This is a genomic window from Imperialibacter roseus (genome assembly GCF_032999765.1).
GTDB lineage: Bacteria > Bacteroidota > Bacteroidia > Cytophagales > Cyclobacteriaceae > Imperialibacter > Imperialibacter roseus.
Map to the genome: position 1 here is coordinate 2502495 of NZ_CP136051.1, position 23962 is coordinate 2526456.

Consider the following 23962-nt stretch of genomic DNA (forward strand, 5'->3'; position numbering starts at 1 on the left):
CCCTTTTTGAGAAAGACGATCATTTTTGTCATTCTGCTAATCCTGGTGGGTTTTGCTGCTGTACTTGTCAATTTTTCGATTGATAAGACGCATTATATCAAAACCAGGGAAGTATTGGCCAACCACCCGGATAGCATAGCGCTACTCGACGACACATTGGTGGCGCCTGTTCTGTATCACGAAATTGAAGGAATTGACCAGTTGCCACCTGACCAGGCCAAGCTAAAGTTCATTTCCGCCTTGTTGCCGTCCATTCTTTTGGCGAAGCACAGGATAGAGGACGAAAGAAATAAAATCAGAGAAATACTGAACAAGCCCATTTGGCTAAAGGAGGACAGTGCCTTTTATTTTGCACAAAGTGAGTTTTATAAAACTGCTTCAGGCGAATTGTTGCTTCGCCGCATGAAAACCCATCCCAACAGCATCATTCTGGCGCAGGCGGCGGTGGAGTCTGGCTGGGGTACTTCACGCATATTCCAGCAAGCCAATAACCTCTTTGGCATCTGGTCGTACCGGTCGGGCGAACCGAGAATCAAGTCCATCTACTCACGGAACGGCCAGGCGATCTATCTAAGAAAGTACGACGATGTGTCGGCCTCTATTTATGATTACTTTGGATTGGTGGCCCGAAGTAGGGCTTACCGGAGATTCAGAGAGGCGAGAGATACCACTGATAACGTGAATGTTTTGCTTCCTTACCTCAAGTATTATTCGGAAAGGCGTGAGGAGTATGTGGAACAACTGGCGACCATTATCCGGCAGAATCGAATGATGCAGTACGATGATTATCGCCTTGATCCGGCGTATTTTGTTGAAGAAAGAACCGTTAAACTTTTCGGCTATGTTATTGATACGGTTGTTGTGGTGGGTGGTGTTATTGTTGACGACCGCCAATAGTACCCTCCTTGGGCAAATGAACAGGGAAGTGGTCGGCTTTGTCTACCATAGGGTGGGAGATAGCCGGTATCCTTCTACCAACATCTCTACAGAAAGCTTTGACGCTCATCTCAACTATCTCAAACAGAATGATTTTAAGGTATTGACCATTTCTGAGGCGGTTGATTACCTGAGAAAGCCAGGCGAGCGGGAACGGGTGGCTGTTATTACCATCGACGACGGTTACGAAAGCTTTTACAAAAATGGTCTTCCCTTATTAAAGAAATACGGGTTTCCTGCCACCGTTTTCATCAATACTGAAACAGTAGGTGGCAGCTCTTATATGGACTGGAAGCAGCTCGAAGACTGCCTGGGCAACAAAATAGAAATAGGAAACCATAGTCATTCTCATGCCTATTTTTTAAATGAGGCACCACCCGCACGGTATGAGACATTTCGCAGCGATGTAGAAAAGGCACAAGCGCTGATAACGGAACGACTAGGAATTACGCCCAAAGCATTTGCTTATCCCTATGGGGAGTTCGATCCAAAAATGGCCGAACTGCTGCAAGAAATGGGTTTTTCGGCTGGGCTGGCCCAAAACTCAGGTGTGATGCATGGCGGAGGCAATTTGTTTAGCCTGCCCAGGTTTCCGATGGCTTCGGGCTTTTCGCCGTTGGAGAAATTTATTTCTAAAGCCAATATGCAGGCCTTGAAGGTGATTGCTGAGAAGCCAGAGAGCTTTCTGATGATAGCTAATGATCCATCACCCACCCTTCAAGTCACCTTCGCTCAGTCAAACCTGATGGAATCGCAGCTTCAATGTTTTGTGCAGGGAGGATCATGTGTACTGGAGAAGAAAATGAGTGGCGACAAAATAGAGGTCACCGTAAAACCAGGCAGCGCTCTGAGAAGCAGGAGAACCCTTTATACCCTTACCATAAAAGACACCGATGGTCATTGGCATTGGTTCAGCCACCTTTGGGTCAATCCTGCTTTGAAATAGCAAACAACGGCTGATTTTTCAAGGTCTTAAAGGCTTTTCCATTAGCGGCTTCCTGTGAACTGGTTCGCTCCCTATATTACCCTATCGTTCAATTTATCAATTATTATATGAAGTTAAACAGATACTATTTACTTGTTGCGGGCATTTTGCTCTCGTTTGCAGTGAGAGCGAGACAATTGCCCGAGGGCTATCCCACGAAGCCTATTACTACCCTTGATACTTTGCTAACTAAGGCCTTTGAATGGAGAAATGTAGGGCCTAGCAGGGGAGGAAGGTCGCTGGGAGCGTCAGGAAGTCCGTCCCGACCCAACGAATACTACTTTGGGGCAGTAGGTGGTGGCCTCTGGAAAACTGTTGATGGTGGCACTACCTGGAAACCAGTAACCGACGGGCAGCTGACAAGCTCATCGGTGGGTGCCGTGGCCGTGTCGGAAACCAATCCCGACATTGTGTATATAGGAACCGGCGAAACCCAGTTTAGAGGTAATATCATGCAGGGAGACGGTGTTTACAAGTCGGTAGATGCTGGCAAAACCTGGGAAAACATAGGTTTGAAAGAAACCCAGGCGATTGCCAGGGTGCGGGTTGACCCAACGAATCCTGATATCGTGTTTGTGGCCGCACTCGGGCATCCCTACGGCAATAATGAAGAAAGAGGCATTTTCAGAACAACCGACGGGGGTAAAAGCTGGAAAAAAGTGCTTTACAAAAGCGATAAGGCAGGCGGCGTTGATATCATCATTGACAGGACAAACCCGAAGGTAGTTTATGCCACTATTTGGCAAGTATACCGCAAGCCCTACAAAATGTGGGGTGGTGGCCCCGATTGCGGCCTGTATAAGTCAATTGACGGTGGCGACACATGGACAGAGCTCACCAGGAACCCAGGGTTGCCGAAAGGGCCTGTCGGTAAAATTGGCGTGACAGTTTCGCCTGCTAATCCAAACAGGCTTTGGGCAGTTGTTGAAGCCAACGACGGCGGGGTGTTTCGCTCTGACGACGCTGGCAAAACCTGGAAGCAGGTGAACGACGAACGCAAGCTCAGGCAAAGAGCGTTTTACTACAGCCGTATTTACGCAGATCCAAAAGACGAGAACACGGTATATGGGTTAAACGTGGGCTTTTACAAATCTACCGATGGTGGTGAAAAGTTTGACGTCACAATCAGGCCGCCACATGGTGACAACCACGATCTCTGGATTGATCCTAACGATCCCATGCGCATGATCGCTTCCAATGATGGTGGTGGTACTGTATCGGTCAACGGTGGTAAAACCTGGACCGACCTGGACTTCCCAACGGCTCAGTTTTATCACATCATGGTCACCAACGACTTTCCATATCACATTTGTGGAGCTCAGCAGGACAATTCCACGATGTGTATTCCAAGTGATGGTTGGGATTTTATGACTGCCAGGGGGCCGAAAACAGAGTACTACTATTCGCCAGGTGGTGGGGAGAGCGGCTACATTGCTCAGGATCCTAAGAACCCTGATATATTCTACGCCGGAAGCCAGGGAGCACTGTTAACACGTTATAACAGAGCAACAGGCCACGAGAGAGATGTGCAGGTGTATCCACGCTTCTTTTCAGGCGAGCCTTCATCATCATTGCCTGAGCGCTGGCAGTGGACATTTCCTATTGTATTCTCTCCGGTGGACAACAACCTCCTTTTTACATGCTCTCAGCATGTGTGGGTGTCGGCCGATGAAGGGCAGTCGTGGCAGAAAATAAGCCCAGATTTGACTTATGCCGACCCAGCTACCCTGGGTATGTCAGGTGGAGCACTCACCATGGATATGAACGGGCCTGAGATTTATGCGACCGTGTTTGCATTGGCACCCAGCTACCATGATGTCAACACAATTTGGGCTGGCTCAGATGATGGCCTGGTGCATATTACGAGAGACTTTGGGAAGACCTGGAGCAATATTACGCCACCCGATATGCCAAAGGACACAAGGGTAAGTATCATCGACGCTTCACGTCATCACCCAGGCACTGCGTATGTGGCTGCAAAACGCTATCAAATGGATGACAGGGCTCCGTACTTGTGGAAAACGCACGATTATGGCAAGACATGGACAAAAATAATCAGTGGCATCAGATCCGATGATTACCTGCATACTATCAGGGAGGACATCAAAGTGCCAGGCTTGCTGTATGCAGGTGGAGAGCACACCGTTTGGGTATCGTTTGATGATGGCGCCAACTGGAATGCGCTGCAGCTGAACATGCCGGACACACAAATTGCCGATTTGATGGTGACCGATAGAGATTTGGTGGCGGGCACCCATGGTCGCTCGGTCTATATTTTGGATGATATTGGGCCGCTGAGAGAGTATGCCAAACTTTCTGGCAATCCCAACTATACACTTTTTGAGCCTGACAGGGCTGTTAGACGAGTGGAAAGTGCTACAATCAGCTACTTCCTGCCAGAGCAGGCCGATGAGGTAGTTATTACCATAAAAGATGCTAATGGAACTGTGATTTTGGAGGAAAAAGGGACTTTGCCGGAGCCCAAGAAGGATGAAGACGAAGCAGCGAGCTGGTATGGCAGCCTGCCTACGGCCCCGACTACCGCTCAGGGACTCAATAAATACGAGTGGAACTTAAGATATCCCGGTGCTGTAGACTTTGAGGGGATGATTATCTGGTCTGCCAGACCACAGTTAGGCCCTTATGCGCCTCCGGGAAAGTATACCGTGAGTGTAGCTGTGAACGGAGAAGTGCAAACCAGAGAAATTGAGGTAGCGCTTGACCCCAGGATTACAGGAGTGACAGAAGCAGATGTGAAAGAGCAGTTTGAGCTGGCTATGAAGATAAAAAATGCTACCTCCATGGCCAATCAGACTGTAAAAGACATTCGTTTGTTGAAAGCCCAAATCGACACACTAGTGATGCAGAACAAGGGTTTAAAAAAGGATGCCGAGGTACTTTTGTCGAAGCTTTCTACCGTTGAGGAGGCACTTTATCAGGTGAAAAATCAGAGTTCGCAAGATCCATTGAACTTCCCGATAAGGTTGAACAACAGGCTGGCCTACCTTAGAAAGAGCGTAGAAAGTGGCGACGGGAAACCGACCAAGGGCTCTTACGAGGTATTTGACCTTTTGAAAGGAGAGCTCGATGGGCACATGGCTACTTACAAGACCATCCTCGAAAAAGACATCGCCTCTTTCAATAGAAAGGTGAGTAAGTCAGATCTTCAGGAGGTAAAGCTTGATGAGAAAATGTAGTATATGAGTAAGTAAGTGTGCCTCAAAGTTTGGTAAAGCAATCGGACTAAGTTTGAGGATAGGTTTTTTGAAGAAGTAGGGGTATTTTAACAGGTAGGCTGTTGATAGATCACCGAACTATTTTAGTTAAATATATGTGATGAGGCATAATCCTTAATACGGTAATATTAAGATTTATTCAAATTTTATTCGATATTTAGGCATTACTGTGCTAATACTCATATACTAAGCATGCCCCGATAATTATCGGGGCTTTGCTTTTCTACCCATTTTTTGTGCTCACGGCTTCGGAAGTTGCCCAATGCATGGGATGACCGTATCTGAAAAATAGTTTAACTTCAGCCCTTCAAAAAAAGAACGCCCTGAAAGTAGCTTTTTGATGGCCCGAAAGATCAATTTTCTTTTATGTTTAGTGTTTGGGTTTCAGGGGTGGGCGTGGGGGGGCCATGTCGTCACTGGAAGCGGTTCGGATAGCACGTTTGTGAGACAGGTTCAGCTCACCGTTGACAACGATGCATACTTCTTCACTAGTTATGACCGGTACTACTCAAGTGGCATATTTGGATCCTACAGTAGTTTGAGGAGCCGACTACCTTTCAGCCACCCAAAAGAAGGTAGCAAATACTCTTCCGATATTGTTTTCTCTCATTACATCTACACGCCCAAAAACATCCTGTGGGACAAGTTAGAGCAGCTTGACCGACCTTATGCCGGGATGGCTACCCTGGGAGTTCAACTGAATTATCTCAGACCATCAAGTGCTTTTACCATGAAAGCGGATGTGGGTTGGCTTGGCCCGGCGATTAAAACAGCAGAGCTGATGCGCTGGTGGCACGGCAGCCTGGGCATACGGCTTCCCAGGGGTTGGGATTACCAGATTAACAATACGCCGGTGTTGACTTTGACACCTTCCTATTTAAAGCAATGGGCGTTTAGTGAAAAGTTTGACTTGGTGAGCTCCACATCGATGTCGGCAGGCACAGTGATCAATCAGGTGTCGCAGGAGGTGGTAGTAAGGTATGGCTTGCCAGGGAGTTTGAACCAAAGCCATTTAACTAACAGTCTTTTGAATACAGCAAAGGGGAGTGGCAAGCTCATTGAGTGGTACCTGGTGGCATGCTGGCAGGGAAGTTACGTGCTTTATAATGCCACCATAGATGGTAACTTTATCGGACCGGAGAGCATGTACCATGAAAGCTCGGAAAAAGCGGTTTTGCGTCAAACCTACGGCGCTGTGTTGGCTTACAAAAAGGCTGACTTCGAGTTGTCATTTAAAACTACGTCCAGAGAAGTGAAAGGAGCTGAAAACCACCGATATATGCGGGCTAAAATTAGCTATAGATTCTAATATGAAAGCACTCATTCGTCAGCTAATCGATTTTCAAAAGGCTAATTTCCATCCAGGTCTTTACCTGAGCCTTGTGCTCTTTATAGGTGTAAGTGTAGGCTTCAATTTTTCCCTCGGGTTTTACGATGACTATATCATCAAAGGGCATAGCCCTGCTCTCCGGTGGCTGCTTGTTGCTGCCTTCAATATGTTTCCTTTTGTGGTTGCAGCCCTTCTTGTTTATTATTTTAAAGGAGAAAAGTCATGGGTAAAAGACACTGGCTTTTGGTTGCGGGCCGCCCTGGTGTTTGCAGTGTCGGGCTTGTCGCAATACTGGAAACCATTTGATGGATTGGTCGCCGGGCTGAATGGCAACGAATACTATTTTGCCAGCTACACATTTAGAAAGGCAGATAGCCTTGTTAATGTTTTGCTGCCCGTGGTGATCCTTTATTTGCTTTTTGAAAAGGAGAAATACAAATTGTTTTACGGATTACGCTCTACTCACTGGGACTGGAAGCCTTATGCACTGATGTTTATGGGTATGGTGGTGGTAATCGGCCTTGCGTCTTTTTTTCAGGACTTGCAGGCTTACTATCCCCGCTACATGCGCACCAAAGGGCCAGAGCTGGCGACTGAGCTTGGGATTAGTCAATGGTGGCCTCTGCTTATTTATGAAATAGCATACGGGAGTGATTTCGTGTCGGTTGAGCTATTCTACAGGGGTCTGCTGGTGCTGGCATTCTACCGGTATTTTGGGAATTATGCCGTGCTTGTTATGGTGCCGTCTTATGTTTTTCTGCACTTTGGCAAGCCAATGACGGAAGCTATAAGCTCAGCTATTGGTGGCTATGTTTTAGGCATTATTTCCCTTAACAGCCGGAACATATGGGGTGGGGTGGTTCTTCATGTGGGGGTGGCGTGGCTAATGGAGTTTTACGGGTGGCTTCAGCTGGTTTTCAAATAAGTCCGAAGTCCCAATACTGCCTTTCAAAAAGTATTCACAACTTCTTAATCGTTCGCAGTTACGTGGCATTGCGAAATTCTGTAATTTAACGGTTCGACCTTGATCCCATATGAGACGTTTACTTGTTGGCCTGCTTCTATTTCTTTCAATTGCTACTACGGCGGTAGCCCAATCAGGCTACTACTACCAAACTCATTTTACTCCCATAGCAAACAAACGGGATCAAATCAATTATAGTATCCAGCAAGATGATTTTGGCCGACTTTACTTTGCCAACAGACAGGGGCTTTTGCAATTTGATGGCACCAGCTGGGACTTGATAGAAACCCCTGGGCCAACTTTTTCTATCTCGCTCAACGACTCTGTCATTTACCTGGCAGGTACATATGGCTTTGGCATGCTCACTACTGACGGTTTTGGAAATCTTGCGTTCAAAAATTTGGGCGACTCTTTAAGCAAACTGTCCTCAATGACACAGCTCATTAGTTATGGTGAAGAGCTCGTGATGACCGACGGAAAAAGTGCTTTTTCTTATAGTCCGTCGTCAAAAAAACTGGAAAAAATAGCTACGTCGCTACCTGTCACACAAATTGGTGTTTTTGACGCAAAGCTTGTTGCTTTCAATGCAGACACTACCTTTCTTATCAGAGGGCAGGGCGTGCTACCTCCGAGATTTGTAGAGAAAGGCCCCTGGTTGCAGTGGAGTAAGTCGGCGGGCAACCAATGGATTGGTGCCAATAGAAAAAACGAACTTTTCCAGATTGTTGGCGGTCAGCTAGTGCCGCTGAAACTCGACGATGAGGGATATTTGGATGAGGCAAGGATTCTTTCTTTGACCTGGATGAGTGATGACCTCGTGGCGGTGGGCACCTTAAGAGGAGGGGTTGTGTTTGTTGATGCGAAGGGGAGAAAGCTGGATCAGATCGTCAACTTTCATACCGGACTGCCCGACAATGAAACCCAGACATTGTTCAGGGACAAAGACACCGGGCTGTGGGTAGCGCATCCCTATGGATACACCAGGGTGTCTCCAAACATTCCCTTCAAGTCATACAACTACTACCCGGGGCTTGATGGCACGCTGTATACTTCGCGGCATTTTGACGGAAGAGTATTTGCCGGCACCAACCTGGGGCTCTTTTATCTGGATCAGGTCAAGAACTTTGATGAGATCGTCTACTATATAAAAAAGAATCCCGACACGCAGCTAACCGTTGCAGATGACAGAAAAGAAGACAAAAAGGATGGCGACGGCCTTTTTTCATTTTTGCGTTTCAATAAAAAAGATGACAAAGTAGAAGAGACGACAAAGGAGCCTGTTACTGAGGAAGCACCAGAGGACGATAAAAAGAAAAAGGGCGGCTTGTTTTCTTTTTTGAAAAAGAATAAAGGGGAGGAAGCCACGGAAGAGAAGAAAGAAGAACCGGAGGCACCTAAGAAAGCCGTTGTCGCTACTGCCATCAGCAAGGCCAGAAGTCAAATTGGAGGAAAAAAGAAGACTGCTACTGCTGAGCCGGTCATGGTAAGGAGGGTGAAGAAGGAGTTGCAAAGCATCACTTATGTTTATAAGAAAATAAAGGGAGTAGAAGGCCGGATCAACCAACTGGTGCCCATTAACGATGATGAAATGATGGCAGCCGGACTGGCAGGAGTGTTTATTGTCAAAGAAGACGAAGCAGTTCAAATATATTCCGAAGCGGTGAGAAGGGTATTTTATGACCCTATCCAGAACCTTATTCTTATATCAACATACCGGGGCGGGTTGCTAACGGTTGTGAACGAAGCTGGAAAATGGAAAGAAACCACGTTACTTGAGAATGTAGATGATTTTATCCAGTTCATTTTCAAAGACAGAACTGGCAAAATCTGGCTTTGTACGTCGCAGAAGCTCTATTGGGCTAAGATTGAGAATAATACGCTTGTCGAAGCGGGGGAGGTTCCCATTAAGAACGACTACCTTGACCCCGTAATAGGCATCGACGACGCCAACCTTGGCGTGGTATTTATGCACGCAAAAGGCTTTTTCAAACTAGCTGGTGACGGGCTTGAGAAATTTGACTGGCTCGGGATGTCGGAGCCCAGCCGCTATATAAGCTCCGCCGGCCACTTGCTCGTCTCTGACGGAAGATTTTGGCATAAAATGGGCCCCAAAACCGACGCCAATAGTGCCTTTACTTTTCTCAACCTATTTGACCACATTGTTTCAATTGATTTTGAAAAAGAGGGTGATTTGTGGGTGGTGACCGCTGATAACAATTTCTATCGCATCGACCACAACAAGGCTTTTGAAGCCAACTATAATCCATTCCTGAAGCACATCAGGTCGGTCAATAATCAATTACTTCCGATAGGAACCAAATTGCGGGTGGAACAGGAGAACAGCTCGCTGAGCTTTTTCTACCATCAAACAGAATATTCCGGTATCCTTAAGATTGAGTACAGGTACCGACTGCTTGGATTGAATGAGCAATGGTCGGAGTGGTCGCCCAATAACAATACGATTCAGTTCTCGTATTTGCCGTCCGATAAGTATGAGCTACAGGTAGAAACCCGCAATAGCTTTGGTGTTGTGAAGCCGCTTGAGTCTATTTTCTTTACCGTTGTGCCGCCGTATTGGCAACGGCCTTGGTTTTATGCCGCCGAGTTTCTGTTTTTCGCTATGCTGCTGTTTTTGAGTTCGAGGCTTACCAAAAGCAACAGTATGGTTGTGCTGGTGCTTAATCGTTTGCTCACGTTCCTCACCATCATCATGATTATTGAGTTTATCCAGACGATTGTAGAGGCAAATTTTGAGACGAACTCATCGCCAGTGTTGTCCTTCTTTTTACAGGTAGCGGTGGCTTTTTGTTTAATGCCGCTTGAAAGTTTTATGAGAAGTAAGTTGTCTGGAAAAGGAGAAAAAGTCGATCGATTAGTTCAGGGCCATGTGTCTAAGCTTACCAGAAGCATTGGTAAAAAGTCGTCGGGAAAGAAGACTGTGGAGGAGCAGAGTTAGCAGTCTTGACCTGTTCATAAGTTTCGTATTAAGCCAGTTTTATACAAACGGCTTAACCCTGTGAACCAACTTTTCTAACTTCGGGGCATAAGAACAAGCAACCTTACTCATGAAAAAAAGTGCCCTCCTAAATGCCTTCGGAGCCGTTCTGCTGGCTATTCTGGCTAATTTTCCTTTGCACGCTCAGCCATCCGAAAAACAGATCTACCAGGCTTTTCAGTTTCGAAATGTTGGGCCAACCCGGGGTGGTCGTGTAACCACGGTAACAGGTGTCCCGAGCGAGCCAGGCACATTTTATATGGGGGCAACTGGTGGTGGCGTTTGGAAGACTACCGACTATGGGATCAATTGGAAAAACATATCGGACGGGTATTTTGCCACTGGCTCGATTGGTGCCATCAGGGTAGCGGCCACCGATCCGAACATCATTTACGTGGGTACAGGTACAGACGGTATTCGCTCAAATGTGATCACGGGGAAAGGTGTTTACAAGTCAACCGATGCAGGGAAAACATGGATTCATCTCGGCCTTGAAAAAGTGGGGCAAATTGGTGCCGTGGAAATTCACCCAACTGATCCGAAAACTGTTTTTGTGGCAGCCATGGGGCAGGCTTTTCAAAACAATGAAGAGCGGGGCGTTTACAAAACGACTGACGGAGGGACTACCTGGGACAAGGTGCTTTATGATTCCGACTCAGTAGGAGCAGTGGACCTTGAGTTTGCGCCCAATAACCCAAATATCGTATATGCAGCAATGTACAGGTTCAAAAGAACACCCTGGACAATCATCAGTGGGGGATACCAGGAAGGTGGAATATACAAGTCGAAAGACGGCGGAAAAACCTGGGAGAAGAAGACGAAAGGGCTTCCAAAAGGGCTTATTGGAAAAATAGACCTTGGAGTGAGTGCAGCTGATCCACTTCGCCTCTATGCCATTGTAGAAGCACCAGTAAAGGAGCAGGGGCTTTATCGCTCCGACGATCAGGGGGAATCTTTCGTCCATGTAAGCGACAACGAAGACCTGGTCAACAGACCGTTTTATTATACCAATGTGGATGTGAATCCGCTCAATGCATCCGACGTATTCTCTCAGGCCAACCCGGGCATCAGGTCCAGGGATGGAGGTAAAACCTGGACAAGGCTGAATCCACCTCATGGTGACAATCACGACCTTTGGATCAACCCAAATGACTCGATGATTTGGATACAGTCCAATGACGGAGGGGCCAATGTAACGCTCAATGGCGGCATCTCCTGGTCAACACAAAACAATCAGCCAACAGCCGAGCTCTACCAGGTAGAAGTCGATGATCAGTACCCTTATTGGCTATACGCCGGTCAGCAGGACAACTCAACGATAGCAGTGCCCAGCGCTCCACCTTATGATCACCCGTCAGGGGCTGTAGGCTACTGGATGGCAGTTGGAGGTTGCGAAACAGGCCCGGCAGTGCCAAAACCTGGTGATCCCAACATTATTTATTCGAATTGTAAAGGCCGCTTCGGTGTGTATGATAAACGCACAGGGCAAGAAAAGCAATATTACGTTGGCGCTTCAAATATTTACGGGCACAACCCAAAAGACCTTAAATTCAGGTTTCAGCGGGTAGCCCCGGTTCACGCTTCATTCCACACGCCGGGAGTGGTTTATCATGGTTCGCAGTATTTACACAAGACGGTGGATGATGGTAAAACATGGGAAATCATTTCACCCGACCTCACAGCTTTCGAAACAGACAAGCAGGTGATTTCAGGAAGCCCTATAACCCGTGACGTTACGGGAGAAGAATACTACAGCACTATTTACGATATCAATGAGTCACGCATGAAGGAAGGTTTGATCTGGGTGGGCGCCAACGATGGCCCTGTGCACGTAACCAAAGACGGAGGCAAAACCTGGGCCAACGTGACACCAAAAATGCCAAAGGGCGGCAGGGTTGACTGTGTGGAGCCTTCACCGCATCAGGAAGGAAAGGCGTACGTGGCTGTGCTTCGCTATCAACTGGGTGACTGGAAGCCTTACCTTTTCAAAACTACAGACTACGGCGCTAACTGGACAGCCATCACCAATGGCATTCCCGACGATCAACCAACAAGAACGATCCGGGAAGACCCCGAAAAAGAAGGAGTACTTTATGCCGGCACAGAGTTCGGGTTGTACATCTCCTTCGATGATGGCGCCAATTGGGAATCGTTTCAGCAAAACCTGCCAGTTACTCCCATTACCGACATCAAGGTGTTTCGCAACGATCTGATACTTTCCACTATGGGCAGGGGATTCTACATAATGGACAATATAAGTGCACTGCATTCGATCAAGACCGTGTCATCTAAGGGCGCTCATTTGTTCAAACCCGAAACAGCTCATCGGTTCCGCTACAGATATAACGGAGAAGGGAAGTACCCCGAGTATCCCGACGCTGCTGTCACCATCGATTATTATCTTAAAGACAAATCAGAGTCGGACATTATTTTGGAAATAACGGATAGGGACGGTAATATCATCAGCTCTTTTACCAGTGCCACCAGGCCTAAAGGTGACAAGGGAAGCACAGATATGGCCACAGGCTTCTTCACCAAAGGAGGGAAGCCAGGACTGCCTAACAAGGCTGGCAGCAACCGCTTCAACTGGGACCTGACTCACATGGGAGCCTGGAGTGCCGATGCTCGCAGGGCGTTCAGCAACGGCCCCATGGTATCTCCCGGAACTTATACGGCTAAGTTTACCATTGGTGGTAACACCTTTAGTGAAAGCTTCGATGTGCTGATTGACCCGAAAGCTGCTGATGCTGGTGTTACGCAGGAAGAGCTGCTGGCTCAGGAAAAGCTGGCGCTGCAGGTAAGAGACTTATTGTCAGAGGCTAGCCATTTGGAAGATGATATTAAGCAGGCTGTGAAGGCCCTGGAAGGAAACAAGTCAGGGAATGCCCGGAAGAAATTGATGGCTCTTCAGGCGCTTCAGGATCAGGTAACTACCCCGGAAGGAATATACATGCAGCCCATGCTGGTGGATCAAATCCGGTACCTTTCTTTTATGTTGAACAGGGCCGACCAGATGCCCGGCAAAGATGCTTACGACAGGTATGAGGAGTTGTCGGATCTGCTGAGTAAAATCAAGGCCGATTACAGTGGAATGGTAGACATAAACAGTAAAAGGTAGAAACTGACGAAAACGGAGAAAGGCTGTCTCATAGGCTCAGGGTCAACGTCTGAGCTTTTGAGACAGCTTCATTTTTTTACCACCTGGTGCACATTCTTCCACCAGTGGCTACCACTCAACATCTCAATGAGATTTCTATCAAGATTCGCAACGAACGAATTTCATATTTCCCTACTTTTCTCAGGTTCAAATCAACTGACATATACCAATCATGATGAAAAAGATACTTTTAAGAAGTTTGCTGCTGGTCTTCTGTGCCTCTTCCGTGGTCAGAGCCCAGGAGAAAGCGACAGCGATGCCAGAAAGAACCTTGCCAGCTGAGTCAGCAATCACTACCACACATGAGGTGACGATCAAAGGCAAGAAAATCCCCTACAAAGCCACAGCAGGCACGCAGCCGGTATGGAATGAGGATGGCAAGGTAATAGCCTCCATGTTTTATACCTATTATGAAAGGACCGACATCACGAACAAGGCCAACAGACCGCTTGTGATTTCGTTCAACGGTGGACCCGGCTCAGCGTCGGTATGGATGCACATTGCCTACACCGGCCCGAGAGTATTAAATATCGATAGCGAGGGCTATCCGTTGCAGCCATATGGTGTGAAGGAGAACCCGAATTCCATTCTGGATGTTGCCGATATCGTTTATATCGACCCTGTGAACACAGGCTTTTCCCGTATACTTGACCCGGAAGCAAAGAAATCTGTCTTTTTTGGAGTAAATGCCGACATCAAATACCTGGCTGACTGGCTGGATGTGTTTGTATCCAGAGTAAGCAGGTGGTCATCGCCCAAATACATCATTGGAGAAAGCTACGGCACCACCAGGGTTTCAGGCTTGGCACTGGAGCTGCAAAATGCACATTGGATGTACTTTAACGGAGTGATCCTTGTATCACCTACTGGCCTTGGAATTGACCGTGACGGCCCTGTGCATGATGCATTGTACCTGCCTTACTATGCTGCTACAGCCTGGTACCATAAAATGCTTCCCGCTGATTTGCAGGCCAAAGACCTTGATGAGATTTTGCCTGAAGTAGAGGAGTACACCATCGACGAAGTGATTCCAGCCATGACGAGAGGTGGGTTTATCAGTGAAGCCAAAAGGAAAGAGGTGGCGGCCAAAATGTCGAGATACTCAGGCATAAAGGAGTCTGTGTTGCTACAACACAATTTGGCGATACCTACCAACTTTTACTGGAAGGAGCTGCTTAGAGATCAGGGAATGACTGTGGGCAGGCTCGACAGCCGCTACAAAGGCATTGACAGACAAGATGCAGGTGACAGTCGTGACTACGACCCTGCGCTGACCATGTGGAACCACGAGTTTGCTCCGGCAATCAACTATTACTTGAGAGACGTGCTCAATTTCAAAACTGATTTGCAATACAACCTTTTCGGGCCAGTGCACCCATGGGACAGAAGTGGCGATCAAACCGGCGAGAACCTGCGCCAGGCCATGGCTCAGAACCCTTACATGCACGTAATGATCCAGTCAGGTTATTTTGATGGTGGCACCGACTACTTCAACGCCAAGTATTCGATGTGGCAGATGGATCCCAGTGGTAAGCTAAAAGACAGATTGCGGTGGGAGGGCTACAGAAGCGGCCACATGATGTATCTCAGAGCCGAAGATTTGGTCACTTCCAATGACGATATCAGGGATTTCATTCAGAAGTCCCTGCCAGGCCCAAACAAGCCTGCTAAATACTAATTACCCAGTGAGTTTATAGAGTGGAGCTGCCTCGAAAGAGGCAGTTTTTTTTGTCTTCAGGCAATTTGCTGGAATTATAGAATCCCAAAACCATGTAACCTTTCTATCCCCATTTGAAAGTTTATAACGGCAGGGTAGGATTACCTAAGGGTGCCCGACAACGCTAATCATGCCAAAATCTCTTGTATTTCACTGATACTCTGCAATTTTTCCTATAACGGCGATTTAACTACGGATGTAAGAAACTACATGGTAAACCCAAAATTGCCCGTTGAGCTGCCCGTAAATTTACGTTCATATAAGTTGGACATATTCAGATGAAGTGGCTGCTAAAGTTTTTCGTCTCATTGTGTCAGCTTCTATTAGTATGACGCTCTTAAATTAAATGATATGAATACAGCAGTAACTCTCGAACAGCCAAAGCCACTGAATATCGACTTCTCCAGTTACACTGACGATGATCAGGAGTTTAAAAAAGAACTATGTCTTCTCCTTGTTGACAATGTTAAAGAGCTTCATATCGCCTTACAGGAATCATTGCAAACTGGAGATTTGTCAGCATTCTCTACCGTTTGCCATAAGGTGACGGTAAGCATCGATATGATTGACGATCACCAAGTCAATACCCTGATTGAGAAGGTCAAGGACGCATTTTACGCCCAGCATCCACTGCTGATCGCCCAGTATACATCCAGGCTGAGCGCCGCCCTTCTTCAATTGGTCATAGACATCGAAGCTGAGATCGCCATGAGATAGCCGCAATCTATTGCGAGACCATTGACCAGAAATTTTACCCAACACTCTCTTATGAAAAACCTTGCAGACATCCGGAAACAGCGCATTGCTGCGGTCTTATTGTCAATTCTTTTGTTACTAGCACTTGTTTTTACCGTTGCGGCCCAAAATCAGCGCCTGAAGTTCGAACATTTCGGATCCGACAATGGCCTTTCACACAGTCACGTTATTTCCATTTTGCAAGATAGCCGGGGGTTTCTCTGGTTTGGTACCCGTGATGGACTCAATAAGTACGACGGTTACAAGTTTACCGTGTACACCGAAGAGCCTGACGACAGCACGACGATTGGAAGCAACTACATTCAACAGTTGGTTGAAGACAGCCAGGGTAATATTTGGGTAGCAACCTGGGGAGGCGGTTTAAGTATGTACGACCGGCGAAAGGGTAGGTTTTATCGGTTCAAATATAGCGCCGCAGACTCTACCAGCATCAGCAGCAATCTGGTAAAGACGCTTGCGATCGATAAGGATGATAATCTTTGGCTCGGCATGGAAAATGGCACTCTTGACTTTTTTGACAATACTACCCTAACGTTTACACATTTCGCTCACATTCCAGGCGACTCTACAAGCCTGGGCGGATCGACTGTCGAAGCCGTAATGGTTGATAGCCAGGACAGGGTATGGGTGGGAACCTATGCCCACGGCCTCTATTTGCTGAACCCCAACGGAAAATCTTTCACAAAGTTTACGCATGATCCAGCCAATTCCAACTCCCTTGCAAGCAACTCTGTTCGGGTACTCATGGAAGATGAGAAGGGAAACATCTGGATAGGGGCTATAGAGGGTGGGCTCAACCTGATAAAAGAAAATGAAACCAGTTTTAGAAAAGTGAATTCACCAGGAGATTTAGTAACAGAAAGCATATATGCACTGGAGGAAGATGCCAATGGAAATATCTGGATTGGTCTTGAAAACGGCGGTGTGTCAGTGTACGACCCAAAGGGCAAGACTTTTGTAAATCATATAGAAAATGACAGTCAGTTTAGCCTGACGAGCAATTCGGTATGGAGTATCATTGAAGACTCAAAGGGAACGATTTGGATCGGTACATTCAATGGCGGAATTAATTATATCGACAACGATTTCAATAAATTTAACCACTTTCAATACAACCCGTCTGCCAATAGCCTCAGCAGCGACAAGGTATTATGTATGATGGAAGATGCTGACGGGCTTGTTTGGATAGGTACGGATGGAGGTGGCGCCAATCTTTTCGATCCGGCTACAGGTAATTTCACACACTATCGGCATGACGGCAACAACCCCAATAGCTTATGCGGCGACTATGTGCTAACCATTATGGAAGACCACGAAGGCAAGCTTTGGTTTGGCACCTGGGCCGACGGCCTGACAGTCTACGACCGTATCACAAATAAGTTTACCCACTATAAAAGTGATCCAACCAAACCTGGAAGCCTCAAAAGCAACAACGTTTGGCGTATATATGAAGATAAAAAAGGAAATATTTGGGTAGGCACTTTCGGCGGGGGCGTCAGCGTTTTTCAAAGAGAGAAGGGAAGTTTTAGGCATTATCTTAACAACCCTGAAGTTTCAACTAGCTTATCCTCCAATAGTGTGACTTCTTTTCTTGAGGATAGCGAGGGTGACTTCTGGATAGGCACGCAGGGTGGTGGACTCAATAAGTTCAACCCAGCCACAGATAATTTTACGGTATTCAAAGAAGGAGAAGGCCCTGGGTCGATAAGCAACAACGTGATTTATAACGTGTTGGAAGATTCCAGCGGCAACATACTGCTGAGTACCAATAATGGCCTCAATATTCTCGATAAACAGACAAATACTTTCAGCGCTCTTCAGGTAAGGGACGGGCTGCTTAATAATATCGTCGCCGGTGTCTTAGAAGACAGCCATTATAACCTGTGGATCGGAACTGATAAAGGACTGTCTAAATTTGACAGAGCAAACAAAACATTCAAAAATTACACATCCAATGATGGCCTGCTCAAAGGGGAGTTCAAAGACCATGCATTTTTAAAAACCACCTCAGGAGCGATGTACTTTGGGGGCAACGATGGCTTCAATCAATTCGTGCCTGACAGTATTATTGATACTGCCTTTGATCCTCCCATTGCAATCACCAGCTTCAAAGTGTTCAATGAGGAGCTAGCCGTCAGCACCGATAGTTTGTCAGATGAGGGCTTAAAAATAAGCATCGGTGAGGCCACGGAGGTTTTCCTCCGTCACGACCAGACAGTTTTTAGTATCGAGTTTGCTTCGTTGAATTTCACCAAACCGTCTCGAAAGCGGTATATGTACATGTTGGAGGGCTTTGATGAGGACTGGATCGAGATTGGTGAAAAAAATGCCGTTACGTACACCAATCTAGATCCCGCCGACTATATTTTCCGGGTTCGGGGTCTTGACAACGAAGGTCACTGGTCTCAAAATGAGGCATCCCTTGCAATATCGATATCGCCGCCATTTTGGCTTACATGGTGGTTCAAAGTATTTTCCAGCTTCGCTGTGGCAGGTCTTCTGGTAGGTTACTACCGGATTAAGATGGGAAGAGTAAAAAGTCAAAAATTTAGGCTCGAAAAGCAGGTAGAGGAAAGAACCAAACAGCTGGAGAAATCCACGAATCAGGAACGTGAGGCCAGGTTGGAGGCAGAAAAAGCTAACAAAGCCAAAAGCGTTTTCCTGGCTACTATGAGTCACGAAATTCGAACACCATTGAATGGTGTGTTGGGAATGGCCTCTCTTCTGGCTGAAACCTCCCTCGACGACGAACAAAAGGAATATTCAGAAACGATCAAGATTTGTGGTGAAGGCCTGTTGAACGTTATCAACGACATACTTGACTTCTCAAAAATTGAATCAGGCAATATCGAGCTCGAAGAGAAAGACTTTGACCTGAGAAACTGTATCGAAGAAGTGCTGGACATGTTCGCTAACAGAGCGACTTTGGCCGGGCTGGACCTCATCTACCAGATTGGGTACAATGTGCCTACGCAAGTAGTTGGGGATAGTCACCGGTTGAAACAGGTATTGGTAAACCTTGTTAGCAATGCTATCAAATTCACCAAAGACGGAGAGATTTTCGTTAATGTAAAACTGGGACATGGCTCAAATGGCACATTGGGACTGCAAATTGATGTGAGCGATACTGGCATAGGAATTCATGAAGACAAGATAGAACGCCTTTTCAAGCCGTTTTCGCAGGTCGATAGCTCAACCACCCGTGAGTATGGGGGAACCGGCCTTGGCCTGGTGATCTGCGAGCGACTGGTGGGCCTGATGGGTGGAAAAATTGAGGTGCAAAGTACTCCTGGTGTTGGTACGGTATTTTCCTTCAACATAGTTGTTGGCACAAGCCAGCAGGCGCTGCGAACCTACGTGCATTTCAATGTTGCAGGCTTGGAGGGAAAGAAGGTGCTCGTGATTGATGATAACTCTACCAATTTGAAAATTTTGAGTAACCAGCTTGGGCTGTGGAAGTTGGCACCCTCAGTCGCCACATCGGGCAGCGAAGCTATCGAACTGGTGAAACGACAAGGTGCTTTCGACCTCATCATCACAGATATGCATATGCCGGAAATGGACGGAGTGACGCTGGCAAAAAGCCTGAAAAAGCTGCATAAGGATATACCCATTATCCTCTTGAGTTCCTTGGGCAACGATCATCACAAGACATACATCGATCTGTTTGCCGAAGTGCTCACGAAGCCAGTTCGCCAAAGTGAGCTTTATAAGGCGATTATCGACCAGCTAAAGGGGAAAACGCATAAACCAAAAGAGGAGCCAGCAACATCTAACCAGTTGAACGCAGAGTTTTCGAAAAAGCACGCACTCAAAGTGTTAATTGCTGAAGACAATCTGGTCAATCAAAAACTGGCCGAAAGAGTGCTGAGCAAGCTCGGTTACAGTCCGGTAATCGTTCAAAATGGACAGGACGCCGTGGATGCTGTTCGCAGCGGAGGCTTTGACCTTGTGTTTATGGACGTGCAGATGCCTGTGCTCGATGGCCTTGAGGCCACCAAAAAAATACGGGCCTTACCTGGCGACCAGCCCGCAATTGTAGCCATGACGGCAAACGCTATGCAGGGCGACAGCGACATTTGCATTGCTGCAGGCATGGACGACTATATCAGCAAACCGATAAAGATCGAAGAACTTGTTGTGTTGTTGAGGAAAGTGTCGACTATGAGTGTAACAGCCTGATAACGCCGATTAGACTGTATTCGCCTTCACCTGCGTTGCCTTATACCTTTTTGTAAGGTTTAAAAGCGCAGCACTGGCATCCCTGCCGAACAAGCCGCCGTGGTAGCAGACGAGCCTGTCTATGGCTAGTCGTTCAAGCTTCTTAACCGACGCAAGGGCCGTTGGCATGTCCAGGGTGAATTGGGGGTTGGCTATTTCCAGCTCTCCATTTTCCACCACTACAGCATCTGCGGCTATCAGGGTTTGGCGATGCGTCAAGTAGATGGAAACGTGGCCTGGCGTATGAATTACTTCAACTCCTTCCAGCAACTCACCCTCTTTATTCAGCCCAAAGACTTTATCCACCGGAACAGCTTTCATTCGCTTGAGTTGGTCAATAAAATAGCGTGCACCTTCTTTGTAAGCCACCGGGAGCTGATCATAGGTGTCTTCAGCCTGGATCAGTCTAAGCGATTTTTTGCTGCCGTCGATATACCCCGCTTCCAAATCTGAAGACCAAACCTTCAAGTGTGGATACTTCGCCTTTATTTCAAAAAGGCTTCCCATATGGTCGATATCATGATGGGTGATGAGAATGCCGGTTAGTTCATTGAAGGAAAGGTTGACCTCACACAATTCCTCTTCCAGCTTCGGGAGGAATCCTTCGTAGCCGCAGTCGATGAGCAAGGTTTCATTGCCCGATTGAATGACTGTTGGGTAAATGGCCTCTTCGGTGCCATTGAAGTTGAATTTGATCTCAAGTATATGAAAGCTCATTTGAACAGCTGGTTAGCGTTACAAATGACCCAATACGAGAAATGAGGAAAAAAAGTTGACCTGTCTATCAGGCCTTAAAGTGTCACAAAACCCACAATCAGGTACAGCACCACTGTGATGCCACCAGCCACAAGTGCATAGGGCATCTGGGTTCGCACATGGTCGATGTGGTCAGAAGCAGATGCCATAGACGAAATCATCGTAGTGTCGGAAATGGGAGAGCAGTGGTCTCCGAATACGCCGCCACCCAATGCAGCAGCAATGGCTACATGAGGATCGGTTCCAAATGACTGCGCCATGGGCACAGCAATGGAGATCATAATCGCAAAAGTGCCCCAGGAGGTGCCTGTAGAAAAAGCAATGAAACAGCTCACTGCAAACACGATGGCCGGCACCAGCGCAGGCGACAACCAGCTTTTTGTCACTTCCGCAACGTAAAAACCTGTGCCTAATGTCTTACAAAGGCTTCCAATGGCAAAGGCCAGCACCATGAGCAGTGCCATGGAAATCATCCCGCTCATGCCTTTTAGCGTCAGGTTAATCATTTCTTTGCCGGTCATGATGCCCTGCAGGCCATACATGGTAGCCGCCACAGCCAGCGAAGTGATCACGGCATAGGTAACAGAGGCAGAGCCTGATCCACCGCCTATGGCCTCGAAGACGGCGTCAAACATGCCGGGCTGCTGCGACCAGTTGATACTACTCCAGCCAGTATAAACCAGAAAAATGGGCATCATCACAACCATGGTCACGATGGGCACGAGCATATTGATGGCCCGCTGGGGCTTGCCCTCAATGGGTGCTATGATGGTAATCTCCTCTGATATCATCGGCGTGGCGCCATCTGCAATTACTTTGCCCTCCACACGAGCCCTGGTTTCGGCCTTTTTCATCGGCCCAAAATCTTTGTTGGTAATGATGATCCAAAAAAGAAAAGCAACGGCCAGCAATGGATAAAAGTTAAATGGGAGCGAGGCAAAAAGTGTAGAAAAAGGCCGCTCAAAGCCTTGCATAAGCAGCAAGCCCATGATATAGGCTCCCCAGGCATTGAATGGAATCAAAATGCATGAAGGCGCTGAGCTGGAGTCGCATATGTAAGCCAGCTTTTCCCTGGAAATTTTCAGCTGATCAAATAGTGGTCTGTATAATGTACCTGTGGTTAGCACTGAAATATTGGACTCAACGAAAATGAGCATCCCCGTTATGCCCGCCAGCAGCCTCACATAGAGGCTCTTTTTTTCTACATTATCCTTGTGAGCGCTCTCCATTTTTTTGTTCACATAAACAATGAAGCCCTCCACACCGCCAGACCGCTGAATGAAGGCAATCAGAGCACCGATAAACAAGGTGAAGATCACCGTTCTGGTATTTCCGTCATCTTTGAACACGTCCACCATCGCCTGCACAGTATTCAGCGACCCTATGAAAGGATTCCATCCCGCCAGAATGACGTAGCCCAGCCAGATGCCTATGATCAGGGCAACAAACACCTGCTTGGTGCGAATAGCGAGAAAAATGGCGATAACAGGAGGGAGGAGCGAGAGAAAGCCGTAGTGATCCATGTATTGAATTAATCGTAGTCAGCTAAAACTACTAAATGATTTTATAAAAATTGTGGCTGATATGATTAATGCGTAAAATCGTTTTTGAATTCAACTAGAAGACCTATTCTGTGTAAACAGTGGTCATCAGAAACTATGACAAAGTATATCAAGCCATTCTTTACCATAATTGTGCTGTCTGCGTGTGTGGCAGGTTGCGAGCCGGCCAGCGAAGAACAGAAGGAATCTTTTGCAGACGAAAAAATTGCCGAGATGAAGCTGCAATTTGCTCCTGATAAACGGGTGGCTTTGTTTCAGGTAGCATCACGAAATGAAGGATCAAAGGTCGTATTAACTGGTGAAACAAATATACCGGAGGCAAAAGCAGCACTGCTCGATTCGCTAAAAGGCCGTGGGCTGACTGTCACCGACAGCATTGAGTTGTTGCCATCGTCGGCATTGGAAGGAAATATTTATGGGTTGGTCAACAACTCGGTAGCTAATATCCGTTCGGATCCCCGGCACTCGGGCGAATTGGCCACCCAGGCACTTTTGGGCACTCCACTCAACGTGCTGAAGCAAAGTGGCGAATGGTACCTGGTGCAAACGCCCGACAAGTATATTTCATGGGTAGACCACGGCGGCCTTATGGTGCTTGATAAGGCTGGTTTCGAAACCTGGAAAAACGCCAAAAAAATCATTTACACCCGAGTAGCCGGATTCTCATACATAGCTGGCAGCGAAACTGCTCAGCTGGTTTCGGATCTTGTAATGGGTTGCGTGCTGGAGCTGGTGGGCGAAGGGAAAGATTTCTATCAGGTGAAATATCCCGATGGACGAGAGGCATTTGTTAATAAGAAGGAAGCGAAGCCCGTCGAAGGCTGGCTGGCACAGGCAAACCCCACTGGTGAGAATTTGACAAACATTGCTTTTCAACTGATGGGCGCTCCCTATCTATGGGGTGGCACATCCACGAAAGGAATGGATTGCAGCGGCTTTACCAAGACAGTATACTTCATGAATGGACTGGTGATTCCACGTGACGCTTCGCAGCAGGTGAACGCTGGCCAGCCGGTTCAATCCGAGCAGCCATTTGATCAATTGGAAGTGGGCGATTTGTTGTTTTTTGGAACACCAGCTACTCCGGAGAAAAACGAACGGGTAGTACACGTGGGGATGTGGATTGGTGACAAAAAGTTCATCCATGCGTCAGGCCAGGTGCGGGTCAGCAGCGTTGACCCCGGCAACGAGCTTTACGATGAATACAATGTCAATCGTTTTTTGAGGGCCCGCAGGTATGCGCCAAACTTTGAGGGAAGTATTCTTGAAATGAAAAATGAAGTCCTTTTCTAATGCAAACGGTTGGCTTAGGCACTTAAACCATGGCATCTAAAATAGTTATCCTCC

General features: G+C 47.2%; 13 protein-coding genes. 11 read left to right on the top strand and 2 right to left on the bottom strand.

What is annotated here, in order from left to right; all coding sequences use genetic code 11:
* Nucleotides 1–6 precede the first annotated feature (6 nt).
* From RT717_RS10425 to RT717_RS10470, 10 genes are all read left to right on the top strand, one after another.
* A complete protein-coding gene (locus tag RT717_RS10425; RefSeq protein ID WP_317491674.1) occupies nt 7–897 on the top strand; it encodes a glucosaminidase domain-containing protein in 891 nt (296 codons plus the stop codon).
* Nucleotides 842–1882 (top strand): polysaccharide deacetylase family protein, encoded by a 1041-nt coding sequence (locus tag RT717_RS10430; protein ID WP_317491675.1) that lies wholly within the window; start codon nt 842–844, stop codon nt 1880–1882. The genes RT717_RS10425 and RT717_RS10430 overlap by 56 nt, the downstream gene beginning before the upstream one ends.
* Nucleotides 1883–1989: 107 nt before the next feature.
* A complete protein-coding gene (locus tag RT717_RS10435) occupies nt 1990–5118 on the top strand; it encodes a VPS10 domain-containing protein (RefSeq protein WP_317491676.1) in 3129 nt (1042 codons plus the stop codon).
* A gap of 379 nt (nt 5119–5497) precedes the next feature.
* Entirely contained in the window at nt 5498–6466 is a 969-nt protein-coding gene (locus tag RT717_RS10440; protein ID WP_317491677.1) for a lipid A deacylase LpxR family protein, read from the top strand.
* Nucleotide 6467: 1 nt separating this feature from the next.
* Nucleotides 6468–7412 carry a CPBP family intramembrane glutamic endopeptidase gene (locus RT717_RS10445; RefSeq protein WP_317491678.1) on the top strand — a complete coding sequence of 315 codons (945 nt, stop codon included), beginning with the start codon at nt 6468–6470 and terminating at the stop codon, nt 7410–7412.
* A 109-nt stretch (nt 7413–7521) separates the two neighbouring features.
* On the top strand, nt 7522–10407 hold the full coding sequence (locus RT717_RS10450) for a triple tyrosine motif-containing protein (RefSeq protein ID WP_317491679.1): 2886 nt from the start codon (nt 7522–7524) through the stop codon (nt 10405–10407).
* Nucleotides 10408–10516: 109 nt separating this feature from the next.
* Nucleotides 10517–13564 carry a WD40/YVTN/BNR-like repeat-containing protein gene (locus RT717_RS10455; protein ID WP_317491680.1) on the top strand — a complete coding sequence of 1016 codons (3048 nt, stop codon included), beginning with the start codon at nt 10517–10519 and terminating at the stop codon, nt 13562–13564.
* Nucleotides 13565–13778: 214 nt separating this feature from the next.
* Nucleotides 13779–15281 (top strand): S10 family peptidase, encoded by a 1503-nt coding sequence (locus tag RT717_RS10460; RefSeq protein ID WP_317492357.1) that lies wholly within the window; start codon nt 13779–13781, stop codon nt 15279–15281.
* A gap of 390 nt (nt 15282–15671) precedes the next feature.
* Complete coding sequence (locus tag RT717_RS10465; RefSeq protein ID WP_317491681.1) at nt 15672–16037, top strand: hypothetical protein; 366 nt, start codon at nt 15672–15674, stop codon at nt 16035–16037.
* A gap of 51 nt (nt 16038–16088) precedes the next feature.
* On the top strand, nt 16089–20258 hold the full coding sequence (locus RT717_RS10470; RefSeq protein ID WP_317491682.1) for a two-component regulator propeller domain-containing protein: 4170 nt from the start codon (nt 16089–16091) through the stop codon (nt 20256–20258).
* A 9-nt stretch (nt 20259–20267) separates the two neighbouring features.
* On the opposite strand, the gene RT717_RS10475 is transcribed toward RT717_RS10470, so the two are convergent.
* Both RT717_RS10475 and RT717_RS10480 read right to left on the bottom strand, forming a co-directional pair.
* Nucleotides 20268–21014, bottom strand: coding sequence for an MBL fold metallo-hydrolase (locus RT717_RS10475; RefSeq protein WP_317491683.1), 747 nt, complete (start codon nt 21012–21014; stop codon nt 20268–20270).
* 74 nt (nt 21015–21088) lie between these two features.
* A complete protein-coding gene (locus RT717_RS10480; protein WP_317491684.1) occupies nt 21089–22576 on the bottom strand; it encodes a Na+/H+ antiporter NhaC family protein in 1488 nt (495 codons plus the stop codon).
* Nucleotides 22577–22711: 135 nt separating this feature from the next.
* Between RT717_RS10480 and RT717_RS10485 the strand changes: the two genes are divergently transcribed.
* Nucleotides 22712–23908, top strand: a complete 1197-nt coding sequence (locus tag RT717_RS10485) for a C40 family peptidase (protein WP_317491685.1) — start codon at nt 22712–22714, stop codon at nt 23906–23908.
* Nucleotides 23909–23962: the final 54 nt, after the last annotated feature.

What these genes read in the sequence shown, in the direction of transcription:
- RT717_RS10430 (WP_317491675.1), top strand. Translation starts at nt 842, where the DNA reads ATGTTATTGATACGGTTGTTGTGGTGGGTGGTGTTATTGTTGACGACC.
- RT717_RS10435 (WP_317491676.1), top strand. Translation starts at nt 1,990, where the DNA reads ATGAAGTTAAACAGATACTATTTACTTGTTGCGGGCATTTTGCTCTCG.
- RT717_RS10440 (WP_317491677.1), top strand. Translation starts at nt 5,498, where the DNA reads ATGGCCCGAAAGATCAATTTTCTTTTATGTTTAGTGTTTGGGTTTCAG.
- RT717_RS10445 (WP_317491678.1), top strand. Translation starts at nt 6,468, where the DNA reads ATGAAAGCACTCATTCGTCAGCTAATCGATTTTCAAAAGGCTAATTTC.
- RT717_RS10450 (WP_317491679.1), top strand. Translation starts at nt 7,522, where the DNA reads ATGAGACGTTTACTTGTTGGCCTGCTTCTATTTCTTTCAATTGCTACT.
- RT717_RS10455 (WP_317491680.1), top strand. Translation starts at nt 10,517, where the DNA reads ATGAAAAAAAGTGCCCTCCTAAATGCCTTCGGAGCCGTTCTGCTGGCT.
- RT717_RS10460 (WP_317492357.1), top strand. Translation starts at nt 13,779, where the DNA reads ATGAAAAAGATACTTTTAAGAAGTTTGCTGCTGGTCTTCTGTGCCTCT.
- RT717_RS10465 (WP_317491681.1), top strand. Translation starts at nt 15,672, where the DNA reads ATGAATACAGCAGTAACTCTCGAACAGCCAAAGCCACTGAATATCGAC.
- RT717_RS10470 (WP_317491682.1), top strand. Translation starts at nt 16,089, where the DNA reads ATGAAAAACCTTGCAGACATCCGGAAACAGCGCATTGCTGCGGTCTTA.
- RT717_RS10475 (WP_317491683.1), bottom strand. Translation starts at nt 21,014, where the DNA reads ATGAGCTTTCATATACTTGAGATCAAATTCAACTTCAATGGCACCGAA.
- RT717_RS10480 (WP_317491684.1), bottom strand. Translation starts at nt 22,576, where the DNA reads ATGGATCACTACGGCTTTCTCTCGCTCCTCCCTCCTGTTATCGCCATT.
- RT717_RS10485 (WP_317491685.1), top strand. Translation starts at nt 22,712, where the DNA reads ATGACAAAGTATATCAAGCCATTCTTTACCATAATTGTGCTGTCTGCG.